The 18,129-nt window shown below is 70.3% G+C and carries 20 protein-coding genes; 17 read left to right on the plus strand and 3 right to left on the minus strand.

The annotated features are described in order from the left end of the window. From E6G06_03480 to fusA, 3 genes are read right to left on the minus strand one after another with little or no spacing between them, the layout of a single operon-like run. On the minus strand, window positions 1-627 hold the full coding sequence (locus E6G06_03480) for a DinB family protein (GenBank protein TML93119.1): 627 nt from the start codon (window positions 625-627) through the stop codon (window positions 1-3). Continuing rightward, entirely contained in the window at window positions 557-1,093 is a 537-nt protein-coding gene (locus tag E6G06_03485) for a DinB family protein (protein ID TML93120.1), read from the minus strand. Before E6G06_03485 ends, E6G06_03480 begins: the two co-directional genes overlap by 71 nt. An 18-nt stretch (window positions 1,094-1,111) precedes the next feature. Further along, window positions 1,112-3,196, minus strand: a complete 2,085-nt coding sequence (gene fusA, locus E6G06_03490; GenBank protein TML93121.1) for an elongation factor G — start codon at window positions 3,194-3,196, stop codon at window positions 1,112-1,114. 120 nt (window positions 3,197-3,316) lie between these two features. Between fusA and E6G06_03495 the strand changes: the two genes are divergently transcribed. The 17 genes from E6G06_03495 to ruvA all read left to right on the plus strand — a co-directional run bounded on the left by E6G06_03495 (window position 3,317) and on the right by ruvA (window position 18,127). Continuing rightward, the gene (locus E6G06_03495) at window positions 3,317-4,054 is read left to right on the plus strand and encodes a CDP-alcohol phosphatidyltransferase family protein (protein ID TML93122.1); all 738 of its coding nucleotides are present in this window, start codon (window positions 3,317-3,319) and stop codon (window positions 4,052-4,054) included. Beyond that, window positions 3,622-4,941 (plus strand): phosphatidylinositol mannoside acyltransferase, encoded by a 1,320-nt coding sequence (locus E6G06_03500; GenBank protein TML93123.1) that lies wholly within the window; start codon window positions 3,622-3,624, stop codon window positions 4,939-4,941. The genes E6G06_03495 and E6G06_03500 overlap by 433 nt, the downstream gene beginning before the upstream one ends. A gap of 483 nt (window positions 4,942-5,424) precedes the next feature. Beyond that, a complete protein-coding gene (locus E6G06_03505) occupies window positions 5,425-6,231 on the plus strand; it encodes a protocatechuate dioxygenase (GenBank protein ID TML93124.1) in 807 nt (268 codons plus the stop codon). A gap of 156 nt (window positions 6,232-6,387) precedes the next feature. Then, complete coding sequence (locus E6G06_03510; protein ID TML93125.1) at window positions 6,388-8,055, plus strand: ABC transporter substrate-binding protein; 1,668 nt, start codon at window positions 6,388-6,390, stop codon at window positions 8,053-8,055. 7 nt (window positions 8,056-8,062) lie between these two features. Next, entirely contained in the window at window positions 8,063-8,995 is a 933-nt protein-coding gene (locus E6G06_03515) for an ABC transporter permease (GenBank protein TML93126.1), read from the plus strand. Further along, complete coding sequence (locus tag E6G06_03520) at window positions 8,835-9,893, plus strand: ABC transporter permease (protein ID TML93127.1); 1,059 nt, start codon at window positions 8,835-8,837, stop codon at window positions 9,891-9,893. Before E6G06_03515 ends, E6G06_03520 begins: the two co-directional genes overlap by 161 nt. A 25-nt stretch (window positions 9,894-9,918) precedes the next feature. Further along, window positions 9,919-10,377: an Rrf2 family transcriptional regulator gene (locus E6G06_03525; GenBank protein ID TML93128.1), complete on the plus strand. Its 459-nt coding sequence runs from the start codon at window positions 9,919-9,921 to the stop codon at window positions 10,375-10,377. A 58-nt stretch (window positions 10,378-10,435) separates the two neighbouring features. Then, on the plus strand, window positions 10,436-11,521 hold the full coding sequence (locus tag E6G06_03530) for a glycosyltransferase family 4 protein (GenBank protein TML93129.1): 1,086 nt from the start codon (window positions 10,436-10,438) through the stop codon (window positions 11,519-11,521). Between the two features lie 105 nt (window positions 11,522-11,626). Next, window positions 11,627-12,178 (plus strand): LemA family protein, encoded by a 552-nt coding sequence (locus tag E6G06_03535; protein ID TML93130.1) that lies wholly within the window; start codon window positions 11,627-11,629, stop codon window positions 12,176-12,178. A gap of 19 nt (window positions 12,179-12,197) precedes the next feature. Then, window positions 12,198-13,109 carry a zinc metalloprotease HtpX gene (locus tag E6G06_03540; protein ID TML93131.1) on the plus strand — a complete coding sequence of 304 codons (912 nt, stop codon included), beginning with the start codon at window positions 12,198-12,200 and terminating at the stop codon, window positions 13,107-13,109. Further along, complete coding sequence (locus tag E6G06_03545) at window positions 12,725-14,137, plus strand: DUF3048 domain-containing protein (protein ID TML93132.1); 1,413 nt, start codon at window positions 12,725-12,727, stop codon at window positions 14,135-14,137. The genes E6G06_03540 and E6G06_03545 overlap by 385 nt, the downstream gene beginning before the upstream one ends. A gap of 49 nt (window positions 14,138-14,186) precedes the next feature. Then, complete coding sequence (gene pdxS, locus E6G06_03550) at window positions 14,187-15,077, plus strand: pyridoxal 5'-phosphate synthase lyase subunit PdxS (protein ID TML93133.1); 891 nt, start codon at window positions 14,187-14,189, stop codon at window positions 15,075-15,077. Window positions 15,078-15,140: 63 nt separating this feature from the next. After that, window positions 15,141-15,704: a pyridoxal 5'-phosphate synthase glutaminase subunit PdxT gene (gene pdxT, locus E6G06_03555; GenBank protein TML93158.1), complete on the plus strand. Its 564-nt coding sequence runs from the start codon at window positions 15,141-15,143 to the stop codon at window positions 15,702-15,704. A 1-nt stretch (window position 15,705) separates the two neighbouring features. Continuing rightward, entirely contained in the window at window positions 15,706-16,455 is a 750-nt protein-coding gene (locus tag E6G06_03560; GenBank protein ID TML93134.1) for a YebC/PmpR family DNA-binding transcriptional regulator, read from the plus strand. Further along, window positions 16,452-16,907 (plus strand): redoxin domain-containing protein, encoded by a 456-nt coding sequence (locus E6G06_03565; protein TML93135.1) that lies wholly within the window; start codon window positions 16,452-16,454, stop codon window positions 16,905-16,907. Before E6G06_03560 ends, E6G06_03565 begins: the two co-directional genes overlap by 4 nt. A gap of 54 nt (window positions 16,908-16,961) precedes the next feature. Beyond that, window positions 16,962-17,534, plus strand: a complete 573-nt coding sequence (gene ruvC, locus E6G06_03570; protein TML93136.1) for a crossover junction endodeoxyribonuclease RuvC — start codon at window positions 16,962-16,964, stop codon at window positions 17,532-17,534. Beyond that, window positions 17,465-18,127, plus strand: a complete 663-nt coding sequence (gene ruvA, locus E6G06_03575) for a Holliday junction branch migration protein RuvA (protein TML93137.1) — start codon at window positions 17,465-17,467, stop codon at window positions 18,125-18,127. Before ruvC ends, ruvA begins: the two co-directional genes overlap by 70 nt. Window positions 18,128-18,129 lie beyond the last annotated feature (2 nt).

Consider the following 18,129-nt stretch of genomic DNA (forward strand, 5'->3'; position numbering starts at 1 on the left):
TCACGCGGGGGGCGGGGGGTGGCCGACGACGGCCCGGAGGACGCGGTCGACGTCTCGCAGGTGGTGAGCGCCCTCGTGGACCGCGTTGCGCGCCATCGTGAGCATGTCGCGACTGCCCCACGGGAAGTCGCCGAGCCGGCCCCAGTCGCCCGCGTCGACGTCGCGCAGCACGACCGCCAGCCGGTCGGCGGCGGCCGTCAGCCCGTCGAGGACGCGAACCGGGTCCTGGTCGTTGTAACGATCGGCGAGCGCGCGCTTGTCGGGGTCGAACCAGTCGACGGTGGGCTCACGCTCGTGGTTCATGCGCCGGATCGCGTCGGCCATCCACTCGAGCATGTCGCGGACGTGCGCGGTGTACTCGAGCGCAGACCAGACGGACGGCTCGGGCCGGCGCCGCACGACCGCGTCGAGATCGTCGGCGGTGTCGTCGGTGAACCCGAGGAGCTTCTCGCGGTAGCGCCGGGGGAAGGAGCGCACCGCAGCGACCGCGTCTGACGGCGAGATCGTGTCGTAGTCGAGCCCGCACTCAGGGCAGACGTAGCCGCTCACGGCTGGCTCACTTGCCGCGCACCGATCGCAGGACGCGGCCGATGTCGAGGAGGTGGTGGCTGCCCTCGTGCACCGCATTGCGCGCCATCCACAGCAGGGTGCGCGGTGCCGGCTCGGGGTAGGGATTGACCGCAGTGCGCTCCCAGTCGCCGGCGTCGACACCGTCGAGCAGACCCGCGAGCCGCTCCGCGTTGGACGCCAGTTGGTCGGCCACCGCGCCCGGGTCCTGCTCGTTGTAATGGTCGCGCTCTGCGCGTCCGTCGCGGTCCATCGACTCGAACGTCGGTGTGTCCTCCACCAACGTCCGCTCCACCCGCACCGCGTAGACGTCGAACACGTCGCGCACGTGGCACGCGTACTCCAGCGCCGACCAGGTCGAGGGCTCGGGTCGCTGTCGCACGATCGCGTCACCGTCCTCGGCCGGGAGGAAACGGGTGAGCGGGGCGCGATAGCGCCGGGCGAAGCTCCGCAGTGACGTGGTCGCGTCGGCGGGGGACAGGGACTCGGCGTCGAAGCCGCACTCCTCGCAGGCGGACACGCTCACCTACCAGCCCGCGCCCGATTACTTGGCGCTCTCGGCCATGGCTTTCGTCACCCGGTCGGTGAGGTGGGACGGCAGGAGGTCGTAGTGGTCGTGCTCCAGGGTGAACCGGCCGCGGCCGCCCGTGAGCGAGCGGAGGTCGATCGCGTAGCGCATGACCTCGGAGGTGGGGACCAGGGCGGTGATGATCTGCTCGCCGGTGCCGGCCGACTCGGTCCCTTGCACGCGCCCGCGACGGGCGTTGAGGTCGCCCATGACGTCGCCCTGGTGGGCCACGGGGACGACGACCTCGAGCATCGATATCGGCTCGAGCAGCACCGGGCTGGCCTTCGCCATCGCCTCCCGGAACCCGAGCGAGCCCGCCATCTTGAAGCTCATCTCCGAGGAGTCCACCGGGTGGTACTTGCCGTCGAAGCACGTGACCCGCACGTCGACCACCGGGAACCCGAAGACACCGCCCGTCGCCATGGCCTCGGCGATGCCCTTCTCGACCGCGGGGATGAACTGGCGAGGGATCGAGCCACCGACGATCTTGTCGACGAACTCGAAGCCGGCGCCGCGGTCGAGCGGCTCCACCCGCAGGAACGCGACCCCGAACTGGCCGTGACCGCCCGTCTGCTTCTTGTACTTGCCCTCGGCCTCGGCCTGCGCGGTGATCGTCTCGCGGTAGGGGACGCGCACCTCCTCGGTGTTCACCTCCACACCGAACTTGCGCGCCAGCCGTTCGGTGACGATCGAGAGATGGGTCTCGCCCATCCCCGAGAGCAGGGTCTGCTTCGTCTCGTCGTTGCGGCTCACCCGCAGCGCCGGGTCCTCGTCCTGAAGGCGGTGGAGACCGATCATGAGCTTGTCCTCGTCGCCCTTGGACCGGGGGACGATGGCGATCGACAGCGCGGGCTCGAGCGCCTGGATGGTGGGCACCACGACGGGTGTGCCCTTGGGGGCGAGCGTGTCGCCCGTGCCCGTGTCGGACAGCTTGGCGACCGCGCCGATGTCGCCGGCGGGAACCTCGGAGAGGGTGTCCTGCTCCTTGCCGCGCATCGTGAACAGGCCGTGCAGGCGCTCGTCGGCGTGGGTGCGCGGGTTGGTGAGCTGCGCGTCCGGCCGCACCGTGCCCGAGAGCGTCTTGAAGAACGTCACCTTGCCGACGTAGGGATCCGCGACCGTCTTGAACACGAAGGCCAGGGCCGGGCCGTCCGGGTCGCTCGCGATCTCGGTCTCGCCGTCGCCGGCCCGCACCTTGACCGGGGGGCGCCTCTGCGCCGAGGGCCCGATCTCACAGATGAACTGGGCGAGCCGGTCGATGCCGACCAGCTTGACCGCCGAGCCGCACACGACAGGGAAGACGGAGGCCTGGTCGACACCGAGGGCCAGCGTGTCCTCCAGCTCCTTCGGCGAGATCGTCTCGCCCTCGAGATAGCGCTCCATCAGGTCGTCGTCCGCCACGACGATCCCCTCGACCAGGTTGTCGTGCACGGTGTGCTCACGGTCGGCCATGTCATCGGGGATGGTGCCGGGCGTGGCCCTTCCCTTCGCGTCGGGCCCTCCCTCGTAGAAGTAGGCGGTGTCGGTGAGGAGGTCGGCGACGCCCCGGAACGAGAGCTCCTCGCCGATCGGCAGCTCGAGGGGCGCCACCCCTGCGCCGAACTTCTCGCGCAGCTCGTCGAGCGTGCGCTCGAAGCTCGCGCGCTCGCGGTCGAGCTTGTTGACGAAGATCATGCGGGGCACGTCGAGCTGGGCGGCGATGCGCCACGCCGCCTCCGTCTGGACCTCGACGCCCTCCACTGCGCTCACGACGAAGACCGCGAGGTCCGCGACGCGCAGCGCGGCGTGGACGTCGCCGACGAAGTCGGCGTAGCCCGGGGTGTCGAGCAGGTTGATCTTGTAGCCGTCGTGCTCGAACGGAGCGAGGGCCAATGACAGCGAGATCCCGCGCTTGACCTCCTCGGGATCGAAATCGGTCGTCGTCGTGCCGTCCTCCACCCGGCCCTGACGGTTGATCGCGCCCGAGCAGTAGAGCAGCGCCTCCGCCAGGGTGGTCTTGCCGGCTCCGCCGTGCCCGACGAGGGCGACGTTACGGATCCTGGCCGGGGGAAAGCTCTTCACCGGGCGCCTCGCTCACGTTGGAGGATTGGGGACGGAATGTCGCCAGATTAGTGGGGTGTCCTGTAGCGTGGAGCAGCCAACACAACCGCAATCGACAGCCAGTACGAACAGGGAGCTCCGATGTTCGACGGACGCTGGCGGACGCGCGTCGAACAAGGCCTCGTGCCTGTCGGCACGAACCTCCGTCGCACCGGCATCAGCGCCGATCACCTCACCGCCGCCGGTCTCGTGCTGGCGGGGGCGGCAGCCGTCACGATCGGCGCCGGGTGGCTCGGGCTGGGAGTCGTGTTGCTCGTCGCCGCCGCGCTCCCCGATCTGCTCGACGGCGCGGTCGCGAAGGCCTCCGGCACCGCGTCGGTTCGCGGCGCCTTCTTCGACTCGGTCGCCGACCGTGTCACCGACAGCCTCGTGCTCGGGGGCGTGGCGTGGTACCTCGCCACCTCGCGACCCGGCAGTCGCATCGTCGTCCTCGCGGTGGCGGTGCTCGCGTCGTCGTCGCTGATCTCTTACCAGCGGGCCAAGGCCGAGTCGCTGGGTCTCGACGCACGCGGCGGCCTGATGGAACGTGCGGAGCGGATCATCGTCCTCGCCTTCGGGCTCGCGTTCAGCGTCCTGCTCGTTCCGGTGCTGTGGGTCATGCTCGTGCTCACCCTGATCACCGCGGTCCAACGCTTCGTCAAGGTCTGGCGGCAGGCGTCGGCACCCCCCAAGGTCAAACGCCCGGTCGGCCGGTGGCGGAGCTGGCGGCCGGTGGCCGGCGTCGCGAGCACGGGCGACTGGCGCCGGCGTCGCCTGCCCCGGGCCGATCGTCCGCGCGTGCCGTCGGCGTGGAGACGGCGGGCCCACACGCGTCCCTGACCGCCTGGCGCGAGCGAACCCCCTACTACGCGTACCGCACCGCGGGCGCGATCGCGGAGGCGATGCCCGCGCGCGTCGCGTCGGGCGCGGCCTGGGTGCTCGGCAAGACGCTCGCGCGCACCATGCGCCAGCGGCACCGCATGATCGGCCGCCACCTCCAGCGGGTGCACGGCGGCACGCTCGACGAGCGGGCCCTGCGCCGCGAGGTGCAGCGGGCGTTCGACTCCTACGCCCGCTACTGGATGGAGGCGTTCCGACTGACCCGGTACTCGCCCGAGTACATCGACGCGCACGTGTCGAGCGAGGGGATGACGTACCTCGACGACGCGCTGGGCCACGGGAAGGGCGTGATCGTCGCCATCACCCACCTCGGGAACTGGGACTTCGGCGGCGCCTGGTTGGCACGGCGAGGCACGCCGTTGCTCGCGGTCGCCGAAGACCTCCAGCCGCCGGAGCTGTTCGAATGGTTCGCGGGCGTTCGACGCGCGGTGGGCATCGAGATCGTGCGCCTCGGCCCGGAGGCGGGCACGGCGGTCCTCCGCGCGCTCAAGGCCAATCACATCGCGCTGCTCATGTGTGACCGTGACGTCGCCGGCGGAGGCGTCGAGGTCGACCTCTTCGGAGAGCGCACCACGCTCCCGGGCGGCCCCGCGACGCTCGCGCTGCGCACGGGCGCGGCGCTGCTGCCGGCCGCCGTCTACTTCGACGGCCACGACGGCCACCACGCCTTCGTGCGCCCGCCTGTGTCGCTCGCGCGCACGGGGCGCATGCGTTACGACGTCGGCCGGGTGACGCAGGCGCTGGCCCACGAGATCGAGGTCCTCGTGCGGCGCGCGCCCGAGCAGTGGCACATCTTCCAGCCCAACTGGCCCAGCGACCTCGAGTAGGCCGCTGTCGTCGGGCCCCGACGGGATCGGCCAGGATCGGCGTCAGAAGTCCGTGAGCTCCCGGAAGAGCAAGCCGGCCGCGATCAAGAGCGTGCTACCGACCACGAGCTTCTCGGTCGTCGACGACGAGCTGCCATGGCCCGAAGTCGCGATCGGCGCGCTCTGAACAGGTGAGGCAGCGGGCGCGGCCGCCTTCGCACGTCCCGGACGCCGGGCCGGCGCAACCCGTGATCGGGTTGCCCTCGCGGTCGAGGCGTGCGGACGCGAGCGGGCAGCCGCCGAGGCCGGAGCCGCGAGCAGGATGACCGTCAACGCTGCCGGCGCCGTCAGACGCGCGACGGCGAGACGAATGGTCACACCCCTGTTCTAGTACGCGCTCGGCCTGACGCATGCGCGGGACCATGCTGGGCATCACGGTGCGGCAACCTTGTGTGTTCGCCCGGGCCGTCCACGGTCACGGACAACGAGCAGGAGGAGAACGAGATGCCGCTCCAGCCGATCCATCGTCGACGCGCGCTGGGCCTGCTCGGTGCCGCCGGCGCCGGCGTCGTGCTCGCCGCGTGTGGGGGCTCGAAGGACGACGCCTCGTCGAGCACGGTCGTGCCGTCGAAGGCGACCTCGACCGACGTCGGCCGTACGACCGGCACGACCGGCACGACCGGTGCCGTCAGGCCGGACATGTTCGACGATGCCGCCCGGTGCACGGTGACGCCCGTCGCGATCGAGGGCCCGTACTACATCGACGTGGACAAGATCCGCAGCGACATCCGCGAGGACCGTGAGGGGCGGAAGCTGCGGGTCGCCGCCCGCATCCTGGCCTCCGACGGTTGCACGCCCGTCAGAGACGCCGTCTTCGAGATCTGGCATTGCGACGCGGCGGGGCTCTACTCGGGTTTCGAAGCGGCGTCGACCGGAGGCGGGGGAGGCCCCGGCGGCCCGCAGGGAGGTCGCGCGACGACGACCGATGCAAAGCGCTATCTCCGCGGCGCGCAGGTCACGAACGCGGACGGCATCGCCGAGATCACCACCATCTACCCGGGCTGGTATCGGGGGCGGACGGTGCACATCCACGCCAAGGTCTTCATCTCCAGCCGCGAGGTCTTGACGACGCAGCTGTACTTCGACGACGCGCTGAACGGCACCGTGTTCGCCTCCGCGCCCTACACGGCGCACCCGGGTCGTGACACCTTCAACGACGACGACAGCATCTTCAGCGACCAGACGATCCTGACGGTGTCGAAGGACGGCGACGGTTACCTCGGCCTGATCGGCATGGGCGTGAAGTCGTAGTTCCGCGGGCGGGTGGGGGTCGGTCGTCTCGACTGCTCGACCACGCCCGGGCCGGGTCGGGCCGACGCGAGGGGCAGCCGCCGTGACGCTTTGGGTAACCTGCGCGGGCGATGTGTGACGCCGGTCACGGATCGTCCAAAGGCAAGGGGAGGGCGCATGAACCGTCGTGGGCGACTGGGGCGCATGACCGTGGTGGTCGCGATCGGCCTGATGCTCGTGGCGGCCTCGTGCTCGAGCAGCAGCGACACCAAGACCGCCAAGCCCGGCGCCACCACCGATGGTGCGGGCCCGAAGGGCCCGCCCAAGCGGGGTGGAACGCTGCGGTACGGCCTGGAGGCCGAGACCGACGGGCTCAACCCCACGACGAACCGGTTCGCCGTCTCCGCGTACATGATGGGCGGCGCCGTCTTCGACCCGCTCGCCGAGCGCGACAGCACCGGCGAGGTGAGGCCGTATCTCGCGGAGTCGATCACGCCGAACGCGGCGTACACTTCGTGGACCGTCAAGCTCCGTCCGAACATCAAGTTCCACGACGGCACCCCGCTCACGTCCGAGGCGATCAAAGCCGGCACGGATGCGGTGCTGGCCGACCCGCTGATCAGCAACGCGGCGAGGCCGATCCTCGCCCCGACCAACCAGGTCGAGATCGTCGACAACCTGACCGCGCGCATCAACCTCTCGGGGCCCATCACGCGCTTCCCGTTGTACCTGACGAGCCAGCTGGGCTTCGTCGCCTCGCCGAAGTGGTTGAGGGAGGCGAAGGCCAACCCCGACCTGAATCAGAAGCCGGTTGGAACCGGGCCCTTCAAGTTCCAGAGCCGCACGCAGGACCAGAGCACCAAGTTCGTGCGCAACGACGACTATTGGAACGGTCCCGTCTACCTCGACGGCATCGAGTTCGTCATCCAGACCGATTCCGCCCGTCGGGCCGACCAGCTCCTCGCGGGAGAGCTCGACGCGATGCACACGAGCGACCCCCAGACCGTCAAGCAGCTGCGCGGCGAGAAGGGCATCAACCGCTTCGAGAACTCGACCGGCGAAGAGGGCTTCGTCATGATCAACTCGCAGTCCCCGCCCTTCGACGACATCCGTGTGCGCAAAGCCCTCACCTTGGCCACCCCGAAGAAGGACTACCTCGAGATCATCGGGCAGGGCATCCTCACTCCCGCCGACAGCATGTTCATCAAGCAGAGCAAGTACAACAACCCGAACGTGAAGCAGGAGGCCGACGATCCGGAGGGCGCGAAGAAGCTCGCCGCCGAGTACTGCGCGGAAAAGCCGGCCATGTGCCAGGGCGGCAAGATCAAGATGGAGTTCAAGTACACCGGACCGAGCGCCACGAACCAGTTGGTCGCCGACACCTTGACCAACGGTTGGAAGCAGGTGTTCGACATCAAGTCGTCGCAAGTGTTGCAGGACGACTACATCATCCAGGTGGCGTTCGGCCAGTATCAGGTCGTCACCTGGCGGCAGTTCGGCAGCGACGATCCCGAGGGTGAGTTCGTCTGGCTCGACTGCCGCAACGTCGGCAAGCCGGGCGCGCTCGGGATCAACTGGCCCCGGAACTGCAACCCCGACACCCAGGCCGCACTCGAGGCGCAACGCAAGAGCACCGACGAGGCCGAGATCGTGAACGCTTGGAAGCGGATCGCCCAGAACATCAACCACGACTACATCTACATCTTCCTCAGCCACACGATCTGGCAGATCGCGGCCAAGTCCGACGTGGGCGACGTGGTCGAGGGCAAGTTCCCCGGGGGCGGGCGCACCCGGCTCTCGAGCATCGGGTCGCACAACGTCGGCCAGATGTGGCTCGACCGGTAGGCGCGTCGTGCTGCGCAGGGTCCGCCAGCTGGTCGTGGTCCTCTTCGCAGTCACCCTGCTCACGTTCCTTTCGCTGAACCTGCTCGGCGACCCGCTGAAGTCGATCCTCGGCCCCCTGTACGCGGACCCGCAGGTGCGGGCGCAAGCGCGCGCGGACCTGCGCCTCGACGACCCCATTCCGACCCGGTACGTGCGGTGGCTGGGCGACGCGCTGCACGGCGACCTCGGGCGCTCCTACAACAGCCGCGAGAGCGTGAGCTCCATCCTGGGCAAACGCATCCCGGTGTCGCTGTTTCTGATGGGCTACGCGCAGGTGCTGGCCCTCGTGCTGGCGCTGCCGATCGCGGTGTGGAGCGCCTACAAGGCGGAGAGCTGGTTCGATCGATCGTCGACGACCGCGTCGTTCGCGTTGATATCGGTGCCGAACTTCGCCCTCGGCGTGCTCCTCCTGTACTTCCTGGCCGTGCGCACCCAGGCGTTCCCCGCGCGCTATCTCGACGACACCCTCTTCGATCGCGTGCACTCGATGTTCCTGCCTGCGCTCACGCTCGCCCTGCCGGCGGCGGCAACCTACATGCGCCTCCTGCGCACCGACCTCATCAAGACGCTGCAAGACGACTTCATCACCACCGCCCGGGCCAAGGGCCTGCCCAGCTGGCGCATCCTCGTGCGTCACGCGCTGCGACCGTCGAGCTTCTCGCTCGTGACCGTCGTGGGGCTGCAGGTGGGCGCGCTGCTGGGAGGCGCGCTCGTCGTCGAGAACATCTTCTCGATACCGGGTGTCGGCAAGGCGGTGGTCGACGCCGTCTTCCGCAAGGACTACCTCGTCGTGCAGTCCGTGGTGCTCCTCATCGCCACGACCTACGTCGTCGTCAACTTCCTCGTCGACGCGTTCTACGTCGTCCTCGATCCCCGGGTGCGAAGTGTCCGTACAGGCTGACGTAACCGCGGCAGCGGCCCCCGCAGGTGCCGCGACGCTTCCGGCGCCCGGTGCGCTGGAGCGGCCGGTGCGTGACCGCCGACGCCTCGGGCCCGGATTCTGGGCCGCGGTCGCGTGGGTGGTGGTCGTGGTCGCCGTGTGCGCGCTGGCCCCGCTGCTCCCGCTCGCGGACCCGAACCAGACGCTGCACGGACCTCGCAACGGGGGCTTCACCTACCACAACTGGTTGGGCACCGACGACGGCGGACGCGACCTGCTCTCGCGCACGATCTGGGGCGGCCGCGTCTCGCTGCTCATCGGTTTCGTGTCGGTCGCGTTCGGCCTGGCCATCGGCGGCACGATCGGCCTGATCGCGGGTTTCTACCGCGGCAGGATCGACCGCTTCGTGATGTCGATCTTCGACATCTCCCTCGCCTTCCCCGCGGTGGTGCTCGCGCTCCTGCTCGTCACGTTCCTCGGTCAGAAGCTCCAGTGGATCCTGCTGACCATCGGCATCCTCGCCATCGCGCCCGTCGGCCGCCTGGCGCGGGCCAACACGTTGGCGTACTCGCAACGTGACTTCGTCACCGCGGCCCGCGCCCTGGGCGCCAAGAGCCTGCGGATCATGGTGCGCGAGATCCTGCCCAACATCCTCGTGCCGATGGCGGCCCTGGCACTGCTGGGCACCGCGCTGGCGATCGTCGCGGAGGGGTCGCTGGCGTTCCTCGGGCTGAGCGTCGCCGGATCGACGAACACGTGGGGGAAGATGATCGTCGCTGGCTCGTCGGGCAACACGCTGCGGGAAGCGCCGCTGATGGCGTTCGTGCCGATCGCCGCCATGTTCTCCACCCTGCTGTGCCTGAACCTGATCGGCGATCGGCTGCGCGCCCACTTCGAGGTGCGAGAGTCGCTTCTCTGAGGGTCGTGCGGGTCACAATGGACCCGTGAACATCTCGGCCAAGGCGGACTACGCGATCTGCGCGGCCGTGGCCCTGGCTGCGACCGACAGCGATGCGCCGGTGAAGGGCGAGGCGCTCGCGCGCAGCCAGGACATCCCCACCAAGTTCCTCGAGAACATCATGAGCGACCTCCGGAAGGCGGGGATCGTCTCCAGCCAGCGCGGCGCGGTCGGCGGCTACTGGCTGGCCCGCCCGGGCGACGAGGTGACGCTGGCCGACGTCATCCGCGCGGTCGACGGGCCGCTCGCGAACGTGCGCGGTACCCGGCCGGAGCAGACCGCGTATCACGGGGTCACCGAGGCCCTGGTCGAGGTGTGGATCGCGGTCCGGGCCAGCCTGCGCTCCGTGCTCGAGGCGGTCACGGTCGCGGACGTGGCCTCCGGTCGCCTACCCGCGAAGGTCGCGCGCATGGCGCGCGACCCCGAAGCGTGGCTGCCCCATTGAGGCACCGTTCCTTTTGAAAGGCCCCCCTGTGAAGCGGCCCAGGTAGGCTGACGTGCCAATGCGCATCGCGCTGGTGTGCCCTTACAGCCTCACGTTGCCCGGCGGGGTGCAGACCCAGGTGCTCGCCTTGGCCCGGGCGCTGCGTGCCCTCGGCCACCCCACCCGGGTGCTCGGCCCCTGCGACGGGGCGCCGCCCGACGTGGGCATCACCCCCCTCGGTAACAGCGTTCCTCTGGCCGCCAACGGATCGATGGCTCCGATCGCGCCCGACCCCGCCTGCGCCCTACGGACGATCCGCGCCCTGCGCGACGAGCAGTTCGACGTCGTGCACCTGCACGAGCCGCTCGTTCCCGGGCCCACGATGACCGCCCTCCTGTTCGACGCCGCGCCGATGGTCGGCACCTTCCACGCCGCGGGGGGGAGCGCCGCCTACAAGTGGCTCCGGCCGGGCACCCGGTACGCGGCCCGCCGGCTGAGCCTGCGGTGCGCGGTCTCCGAGGACGCCCGGTGCATGGCGCAACATGCGCTCGGTGGCGAGTACGTGCTCGTGCACAACGGCATCGACGTGGCGCGGTTCGCCAAGGCGACACCGTGGCCCACGGAGGGCCCGACGATCTTCTTCGTGGGTCGCCACGAACCACGCAAGGGCTTGTCGGTGCTGCTCGAAGCGATGTCGAGCCTCCCCCCGGAGGTCCGACTCTGGGTGGGCGGCGACGGCCCGGAGACCGACGTCCTCCGGGCCCGCACGCGCCGCGACGACCGCATCGAGTGGCTCGGCGCGATCCACGACGACGAGAAGGCGCGCCGGCTCCGCGGCGCCGACGTGTTCTGCGCGCCGTCCCTCTACGGTGAGTCGTTCGGCGTGGTGCTCCTGGAAGCCATGGCGGCGCACGCGCCGATCGTCGCCAGTGACCTGCCCGGCTACTCCAACGTCGCCCGCAGCGGCGTCGACGCGGTGCTCGTGCCGCCCGGCGATCCCGAAGCGCTCGGGAACGCGCTCCGAAGCGTGCTGGCCGACAGCCGGCTCGCCGAGACGGTCGCGGTCGCGGCGGATGCCCGGGCCGCGGAGTTCGCCATGGACCGCCTGGCCGAGCGCTACCTGGAGCTCTACGCCGAGGTCGCAGGCCGGGCTCGCAAGCGCTGACGCCGAGAACGGCGCCAGGCACCAGCGTGCCGGGGGAGCGGAGGGCGGGCATCCTATGATGAGGCGGCCGTATCCCCCGCACCGTCCCTCGAATCGGAGGACCCAATGATCGCCGTGTGGATCGTGCTTGCGATCCTCGTGCTGCTGCTCCTCTACGTGATCGTCTCCTACAACTCGCTGGTGCGCGTCCGGAACCGCACCGACGACGCGTGGTCGCAGATCGACGTGCAGTTGCGCCGCCGCTACGACCTCATCCCCAACCTGGTGAACACCGTGAAGGGCTACGCGGCGCACGAGCGCCAGACGTTCGAGGCCGTCACGCAGGCGCGGACGCAGGGCATGAACGCCCAGGGCGTCGCCGAGCAGGCGCAGGCCGAGAACATGATCACCGGCGCCTTGAAGTCGTTGTTCGCCGTGGCCGAGGCCTATCCCGAGCTGAAGGCGAACCAGAACTTCCTGGCGCTGCAGGAGGAGCTCACCGCGACGGAAGGCCGGATCTCCTACGCCCGCCAGTTCTACAACGACACCGTCCTCAAGCTGAACACGAAGGTCCAGACCCTCCCGACGAACATCCTCGCCGGCATGTTCGGCTTCAAGACCCGCGAGTACTTCGAGGCCGACGACACCTCGCGCGGTCCCGTGACGGTGCAGTTCTGAAGCAGCCGGGAACCTTCTTCTGTACGAGCAGATAGCTGCGAACAAGCGCCGATCGGCGCTGCTCATCGCCGCCTTCGTCGTCCTGGTGCTGGCGGTCGCCTGGGCGATCGACGTGCTGCTGGGCTACGGCGTGGCCGGTCTCGTCATCGCGCTCGTCGTCGTCGTGATCGGCACGTTCGGCGCCTACTGGAAGTCCGACGCCGTCGCGTTGGCGATGAGTCACGCCAAGCCGGCGGATCCGGTCGAGTACGCGCGTCTGCACAACCTGGTCGAGGGGCTCTGCATCGCCGGCGGCCTGCCGAAGCCACGCGTCTACGTGATCAACGACCCTGCGCCGAACGCGTTCGCAACGGGCCGCGACCCCCGTCATGCCGCGGTCGCGGTCACCACCGGGCTGCTCGAGAAGATGAACCGGGTGGAGCTCGAGGGCGTGCTCGCCCACGAGCTGAGCCACGTGAAGAACTACGACATCCTCGTGTCGACGCTCGCGGTGACCCTCGTCGGGGTGATCGTGGTCATGGCGGACTTCTCCCTGCGGTTCTTGTGGTGGGGCGGCCCACGTTCGCGCGACCGCGAACGCGACGGCGGTGGCGGCCCGCAGGCCATCCTCGCGCTCGTCGGGATCGTGCTCCTGCTGTTGGCGCCGCTCGCGGCGCGGCTCATGCAGTTCGCGGTGAGCCGTCGACGCGAGGCGCTCGCCGATATAAGCGGCGTGGCGATGACCCGCTACCCGCCCGGGCTGATCGCCGCGCTCGAGAAGCTGAAGGACGACACCACCGTCGTGGAGTCGTCGTCGCGGGCGACGGCCCACCTCTGGATCGAGTCACCGCTCGCCCGCACCAGGGAGGAAGGCCGCCTGTCGCGGCTGAACCGCCTGTTCGAGACCCACCCGCCACTCGAAGAGCGCATCCAGGCGCTCAAGGAGCTCTGAGCCATACCGTGCGTCGCCCCATCGCCGCCGTCGTCGCCCTCGTGCTGGTCGCGGGAGCCTGTGGTGGCAGCAAGAAGAAGGACGTCGCGCGCGCCCGGCCGAAGCCACCGCCGACCACGACCACCGTGCCCGCGCAGTACCCGTTGACCGGTCTGCCCGTGACCAACGCCGCCACGGCCGCGCGCCCGGCGCTGACCGTGAAGATCGAGAACGCGCCGGAGGCGCGCCCGCAGGCGGGGCTCAACTCGGCCGACGTGGTGTACGAGGAGCAGGTCGAGGGCGGTCTCACGCGGTTCCTCGTCGTCTTCCAGTCCACCGACTCCGATCTGGTCGGGCCCATTCGCTCGCTGCGCCCGACCGACCCCGACGTGGTGCGACCGTTCGGCGGGTTGTTCGCGTACTCGGGCGGCACCAAGAAGTTCATCGGCCTGCTGCACGCCACACCGCTGCAGGACATCGGCTACGACAACCTGCCGAAGCTCTACGAGAAGCGCCCGGGCAAGAGGGCTCCACACAACGTCTACTCGTCGACCGCACGCCTCTACAGCGCGGCTCAGAAGAATCTGAAGCCCCCGCCGCCCCTGTTCACCTTCCTTTCCTCGGGCCAGCCGTTCGCGCCCACCGCGCCTCCGGCCGTGCACCTCACGGTGCCCATGGGGCTCACGAAGGCCGATTACGACTGGGACCCGGCCGCAGGCAACTGGAAGCGCACCACGAACGGCACGCCGCACCTGCTCGAAGGTGGCGCGCAGCTGACGTCGACGAACGTGATAGTGCAGTTCGTGACGTACCGGACCAGCCCCGGCGACTTCGATGTGCTCCACAACCCCGTGTCGGTTGCCAACGTGGTCGGTACCGGCGACGCCTGGGTGCTCGCCGGCGGCAAGGTCGTCATGGGGAAGTGGTCGAAGGCGTCGCCGGAGGCGATGACGGCGTTCACCGACGCGGCCGGCTCGCCGGTCGCGTTGTTGCCGGGACGCACGTGGGTGCTGCTTGCACCGGCCGGAACCGCAGCCGTGACGCGGTAGCCGACAAAGAGCGGTGGGGTAGGCCGTCCTCCCCAATACAATGTGCGACATGCCCGAGCCCAGCCGCACCACCGGAACCGATCGCGTCAAGCGGGGCCTGGCCGAGATGCTCCGTGGGGGCGTCATCATGGACGTCGTCACGCCCGAGCAGGCCGTCATCGCGGAGGACGCGGGCGCAGTCGCGGTGATGGCGCTCGAGCGGGTTCCCGCCGACATCCGTCGCGACGGCGGCGTGGCGCGCATGAGCGACCCGGCCATGGTCGAGGGCATCAAAGCGGCCGTGACGATCCCGGTGATGGCCAAGGCGCGCATCGGCCACTTCGCCGAGGCGCAGGTGCTCGAGGCGCTCGGCGTCGACTACGTGGACGAGAGCGAAGTGCTCACGCCCGCCGACGAGGCGCACCACATCGACAAGTGGGCGTTCACGGTGCCGTTCGTCTGCGGCGCCACCAACCTCGGCGAAGCCCTGCGGCGCCTGTCCGAGGGCGCGGCGCTGATTCGGTCGAAGGGCGAAGCGGGCACGGGCGACGTGAAGGAAGCGGTGCGCCACCTGCGGTCGATCCTCGGCGACATCCGCAAGCTCACGCAGGCGGACTCGGCCGAGGTGTTCGCGTGGGCCAAGGAGCTGCGCGCCCCGATCGGCCTGGTGCAGGAGCTGGCCGAGACCGGCAGGCTCCCGGTGCCGCTCTTCTGCGCGGGCGGCATCGCCACGCCGGCCGACGCCGCGCTCGTCATGCAGTTGGGAGCCGAGGCCGTGTTCGTCGGGTCGGGCATCTTCAAGAGCGCAGATCCCGCGCCGCGCGCCAAGGCCATCGTCGAGGCCACCGCCCACCACACCGACGCGCACATTGTCGCCAAGGTCAGTCGGGGCCTGGGCGAGCCCATGCGCGGCACCGAGGCCGACAAGGTCGAGATCAAGCTCTCCGAGCGGGGCTGGTAGACGTGGGCGCGCGGCGGAGGCCGCCAGGTGACGGGCGCAGTCAGGGGCACAGTCGGCGGCAAGATCGGCGTGCTCGCGCTCCAGGGCGACGTCAGAGAGCACGTCCAGGCGCTCGCTGAGCTCGGCGCGCACGCGGTCGAGGTGCGCGTGCCGGAGGACCTCACGGCCGTCGACGCGCTCGTCCTGCCCGGCGGCGAGTCGACCACCATCGCCAAGCTGCTCGACTTCTCCGGTCTCTTCGGGCCGGTGGCCGAGCGCCTCGACGCCGGGATGCCCGCGTTGGGGACATGCGCGGGGATGATCCTGCTCGCGAGCGAGGTGCTCGACGGGCGGCCCGACCAGCGCAGCTTCGGCGCCATCGAGCTGGCCGTGCGCCGCAACGCCTTCGGGAGCCAGGTCGACTCGTTCGAGGTCGACCTCGACATCGCGGGGATGGCCGGTGGCACCTACCCCGCGGTCTTCATCCGTGCGCCGTACGTCGAGCGGGTCGGCGACGACGTCGAGGTGCTGGCGGAGGTCGACGGCCACCCGGTGCTGTGCCGGTCGGGCCCGATCATGGTGGCATCGTTTCACCCGGAGCTCGCCGGTGACTTGCGGCTCCATCAGCTCTTCATGGAGGGTGTGTGAGATGTCGGGCCATTCGAAGTGGGCGACGATCAAGCACAAGAAGGGCGCGGCCGACAAGGCGCGGGGCAAGCTGTTCGCCAAGCTCATCCGCCAGGTCGAGGTGGCAGCACGCGAGGGCGGGGGCGACATCGAGTCGAACGCGACGTTGCGCACCATGTTCCAGAAGGCGCGCGACGCGTCGGTGCCGACCGACACCATCGAGCGGGCCATCAAGCGCGGCACCGGCGAGCTCGAAGGCGTGCGCTACGAGCCCATGTCGTACGAGGGCTACGCACCGTGTGGCGTCGCGGTCTACGTCGAGTGCCTCAGCGACAATCGCAACCGGACCGGCGCCGAGGTGCGGAACCTCTTCACCAAGAACGGCGGCTCGGTGGCCGAGCCCGGCGCGGTCGCGTGGCAGTTCGAGCGGAAGGGCGTCGTGATCATGGGCAAGCGGGCGTCCGAGGACGACGTGATGCTCGTCGCGCTCGACGCCGGCGCGGAGGACCTCCGCGACCAGGGCGACACGTTCGAGCTCACCTGCGCGCCCGGCGACCTGGCGCGGCTCCGTCAGGCGCTCGACGACGCGGGCCTCGCGTTCGACTCCGCCGAGGTCACGATGGTGCCGTCCAACGTCGTTCCGCTCCAGACGGAGAGCGACGCGCGCAAGGTGCTGCGCCTCATCGACGCGCTCGAGGAGCACGACGACGTGCAGGGCGTCTACGCCAACTTCGACATCCCCGACGCCGTGCTCGAGGCGGTGGAAGCGTGATCGCGGTAGGGGAGGCGGCTCCCGACTTCAGCCTGGAGGGCACCGGCGGCAGGCGCTACACGCTCGCGGAGCACCGGGGCGCGCCGGTCGTGCTCGCGTTCTACCCGGCCGACGGTTCCCCCGTGTGCTCGATCCAGCTGCCCGACTACTCGCTCGACATCGGGGCCTTCCGCGAGCTCGGCGCCACCCTGCTCGCCATCAGCCCGCAGGACGTCGCGAGCCACGAGGACTTCGCCCGTCGGGTCGGCATCGCATTTCCGTTGCTCGCGGATCCCGACCGGGCCGTGGGGCGGGCCTACGGCATCGTCGGCCCCCTGGGCTTCTACCGGCGGGCGGTGGTGGTCGTCGACGGCGGTGGCATCGTGCGCCATGCTCGCCGCACGCTCGGCTACGCCTACCCGTCGAGCGAGAGCGTGCTGAACGCGACACGCGAGGCGCTCGTCCCCGCCTGAGCGGGCCGCGGGGTCCGCGTCGCGCCGGCCGGCGTCCGCTAGCGTTGCGAACGCATGTTCGTACTGGGCGTCGATCCGGGTGTGTCGCGCTGCGGCTACGGCTGCATCTCGAGTGACGGCATCTCCAGTGACGGGCCGGGCTCAATCGGTTCACTGAACGGGAGGGGCAGGGGCAGGGGGGAGCTGTCCGTGGTCGCGATGGGTGTCGTCACCACGCCGGCGCCCGACGAGCTGCCCAGCCGGCTGGCGGCCCTCGATGCCGAGCTGCGCCGCCTTCTCGCCGAGCTGCGGCCCGACGCGGTCGCGGTCGAGCGCCTGTTCTTCCAGGCCAACGCCCGCACCGCGATGTCGGTGGGTCAGGCGAGCGGGCTGGTGCTGGCGGCCGCGAGCGCCGCCGGCGCGCAGGTCGTGCAGTACACGCCGAACGAGGTGAAGCAGGCCGTCGCCGGCTACGGCGCCGCGCCGAAGGAGCAGATGCAGCGCATGGTGCAGGCCCAGCTGAGGTTGCCCGCCAAGCCCGAGCCGGCCGATGTCGCCGACGCGCTCGCGCTCGCGCTGTGCCATCTGGCGATGGCGCCCCTCCAGGCGCGCATCCGAGCCGCGTCCGGCTCGGGGGTGGCGCGGTGATCGGCTCGCTCCGCGGCACGGTGCTCGACCGGTCGGCGGCAGGGGAGGCGCTCGTCGAGGTGGGCGGCGTGGGTTACCGCGTCACGGTGGCCCCGGGGACGCTCGCCGGGTTGGGCGACGTGGGGGCTCCGGTCTTCTTCTGGGTGCACCACCACGTGCGCGATGACGCGGTCACGCTCTACGGCTTCACCGCCCGGCCCGAGCGCGACTGCTTCGAGGCGCTCATCGGAGCCCACGGCGTCGGCCCGGCGCTGGCGCTCGCAATTCTCTCCGTCCACACGCCGATGACGCTCCGGCGCTGCCTGCTCGACGGCGACCTCGACGCGCTCACGCTGGTGCCCGGTGTCGGCAAGAAGACCGCGGCGCGACTGCTGATCGAGCTCAAGTCCCGGCTCGACCTGCCCGAGCTCGACCTGGTGGCGTTCGAGGGCGGGGCCGACGGTGCCTCGGCCCGCTCCGAGCTGCGGGCCGCGCTGGCCGGCCTCGGCTACGAGCCCGACGAGGTCGGCGCCGTGCTCCGGCGCCTGCCGGCCGACGGCGAGGTCGAGCCGATGTTGCGAGAGGCGCTCAAGCTCCTCGCGGTCGAGCGATGAGC

The organism is Actinomycetota bacterium (assembly GCA_005888325.1).
Classification (GTDB): domain Bacteria; phylum Actinomycetota; class Acidimicrobiia; order Acidimicrobiales; family AC-14; genus AC-14.

Bases quoted from the DNA above. Each gene is read 5' to 3' on its own strand.
- E6G06_03480 (TML93119.1), bottom strand. From the start codon at position 627: ATGCGGTGCACGAGGGCAGCCACCACCTCCTCGACATCGGCCGCGTCC.
- E6G06_03495 (TML93122.1), top strand. From the start codon at position 3,317: ATGTTCGACGGACGCTGGCGGACGCGCGTCGAACAAGGCCTCGTGCCT.
- E6G06_03505 (TML93124.1), top strand. From the start codon at position 5,425: ATGCCGCTCCAGCCGATCCATCGTCGACGCGCGCTGGGCCTGCTCGGT.
- E6G06_03510 (TML93125.1), top strand. From the start codon at position 6,388: ATGAACCGTCGTGGGCGACTGGGGCGCATGACCGTGGTGGTCGCGATC.
- E6G06_03530 (TML93129.1), top strand. From the start codon at position 10,436: ATGCGCATCGCGCTGGTGTGCCCTTACAGCCTCACGTTGCCCGGCGGG.
- E6G06_03535 (TML93130.1), top strand. From the start codon at position 11,627: ATGATCGCCGTGTGGATCGTGCTTGCGATCCTCGTGCTGCTGCTCCTC.
- pdxS (TML93133.1), top strand. From the start codon at position 14,187: ATGCCCGAGCCCAGCCGCACCACCGGAACCGATCGCGTCAAGCGGGGC.
- E6G06_03560 (TML93134.1), top strand. From the start codon at position 15,706: ATGTCGGGCCATTCGAAGTGGGCGACGATCAAGCACAAGAAGGGCGCG.
- ruvC (TML93136.1), top strand. From the start codon at position 16,962: ATGTTCGTACTGGGCGTCGATCCGGGTGTGTCGCGCTGCGGCTACGGC.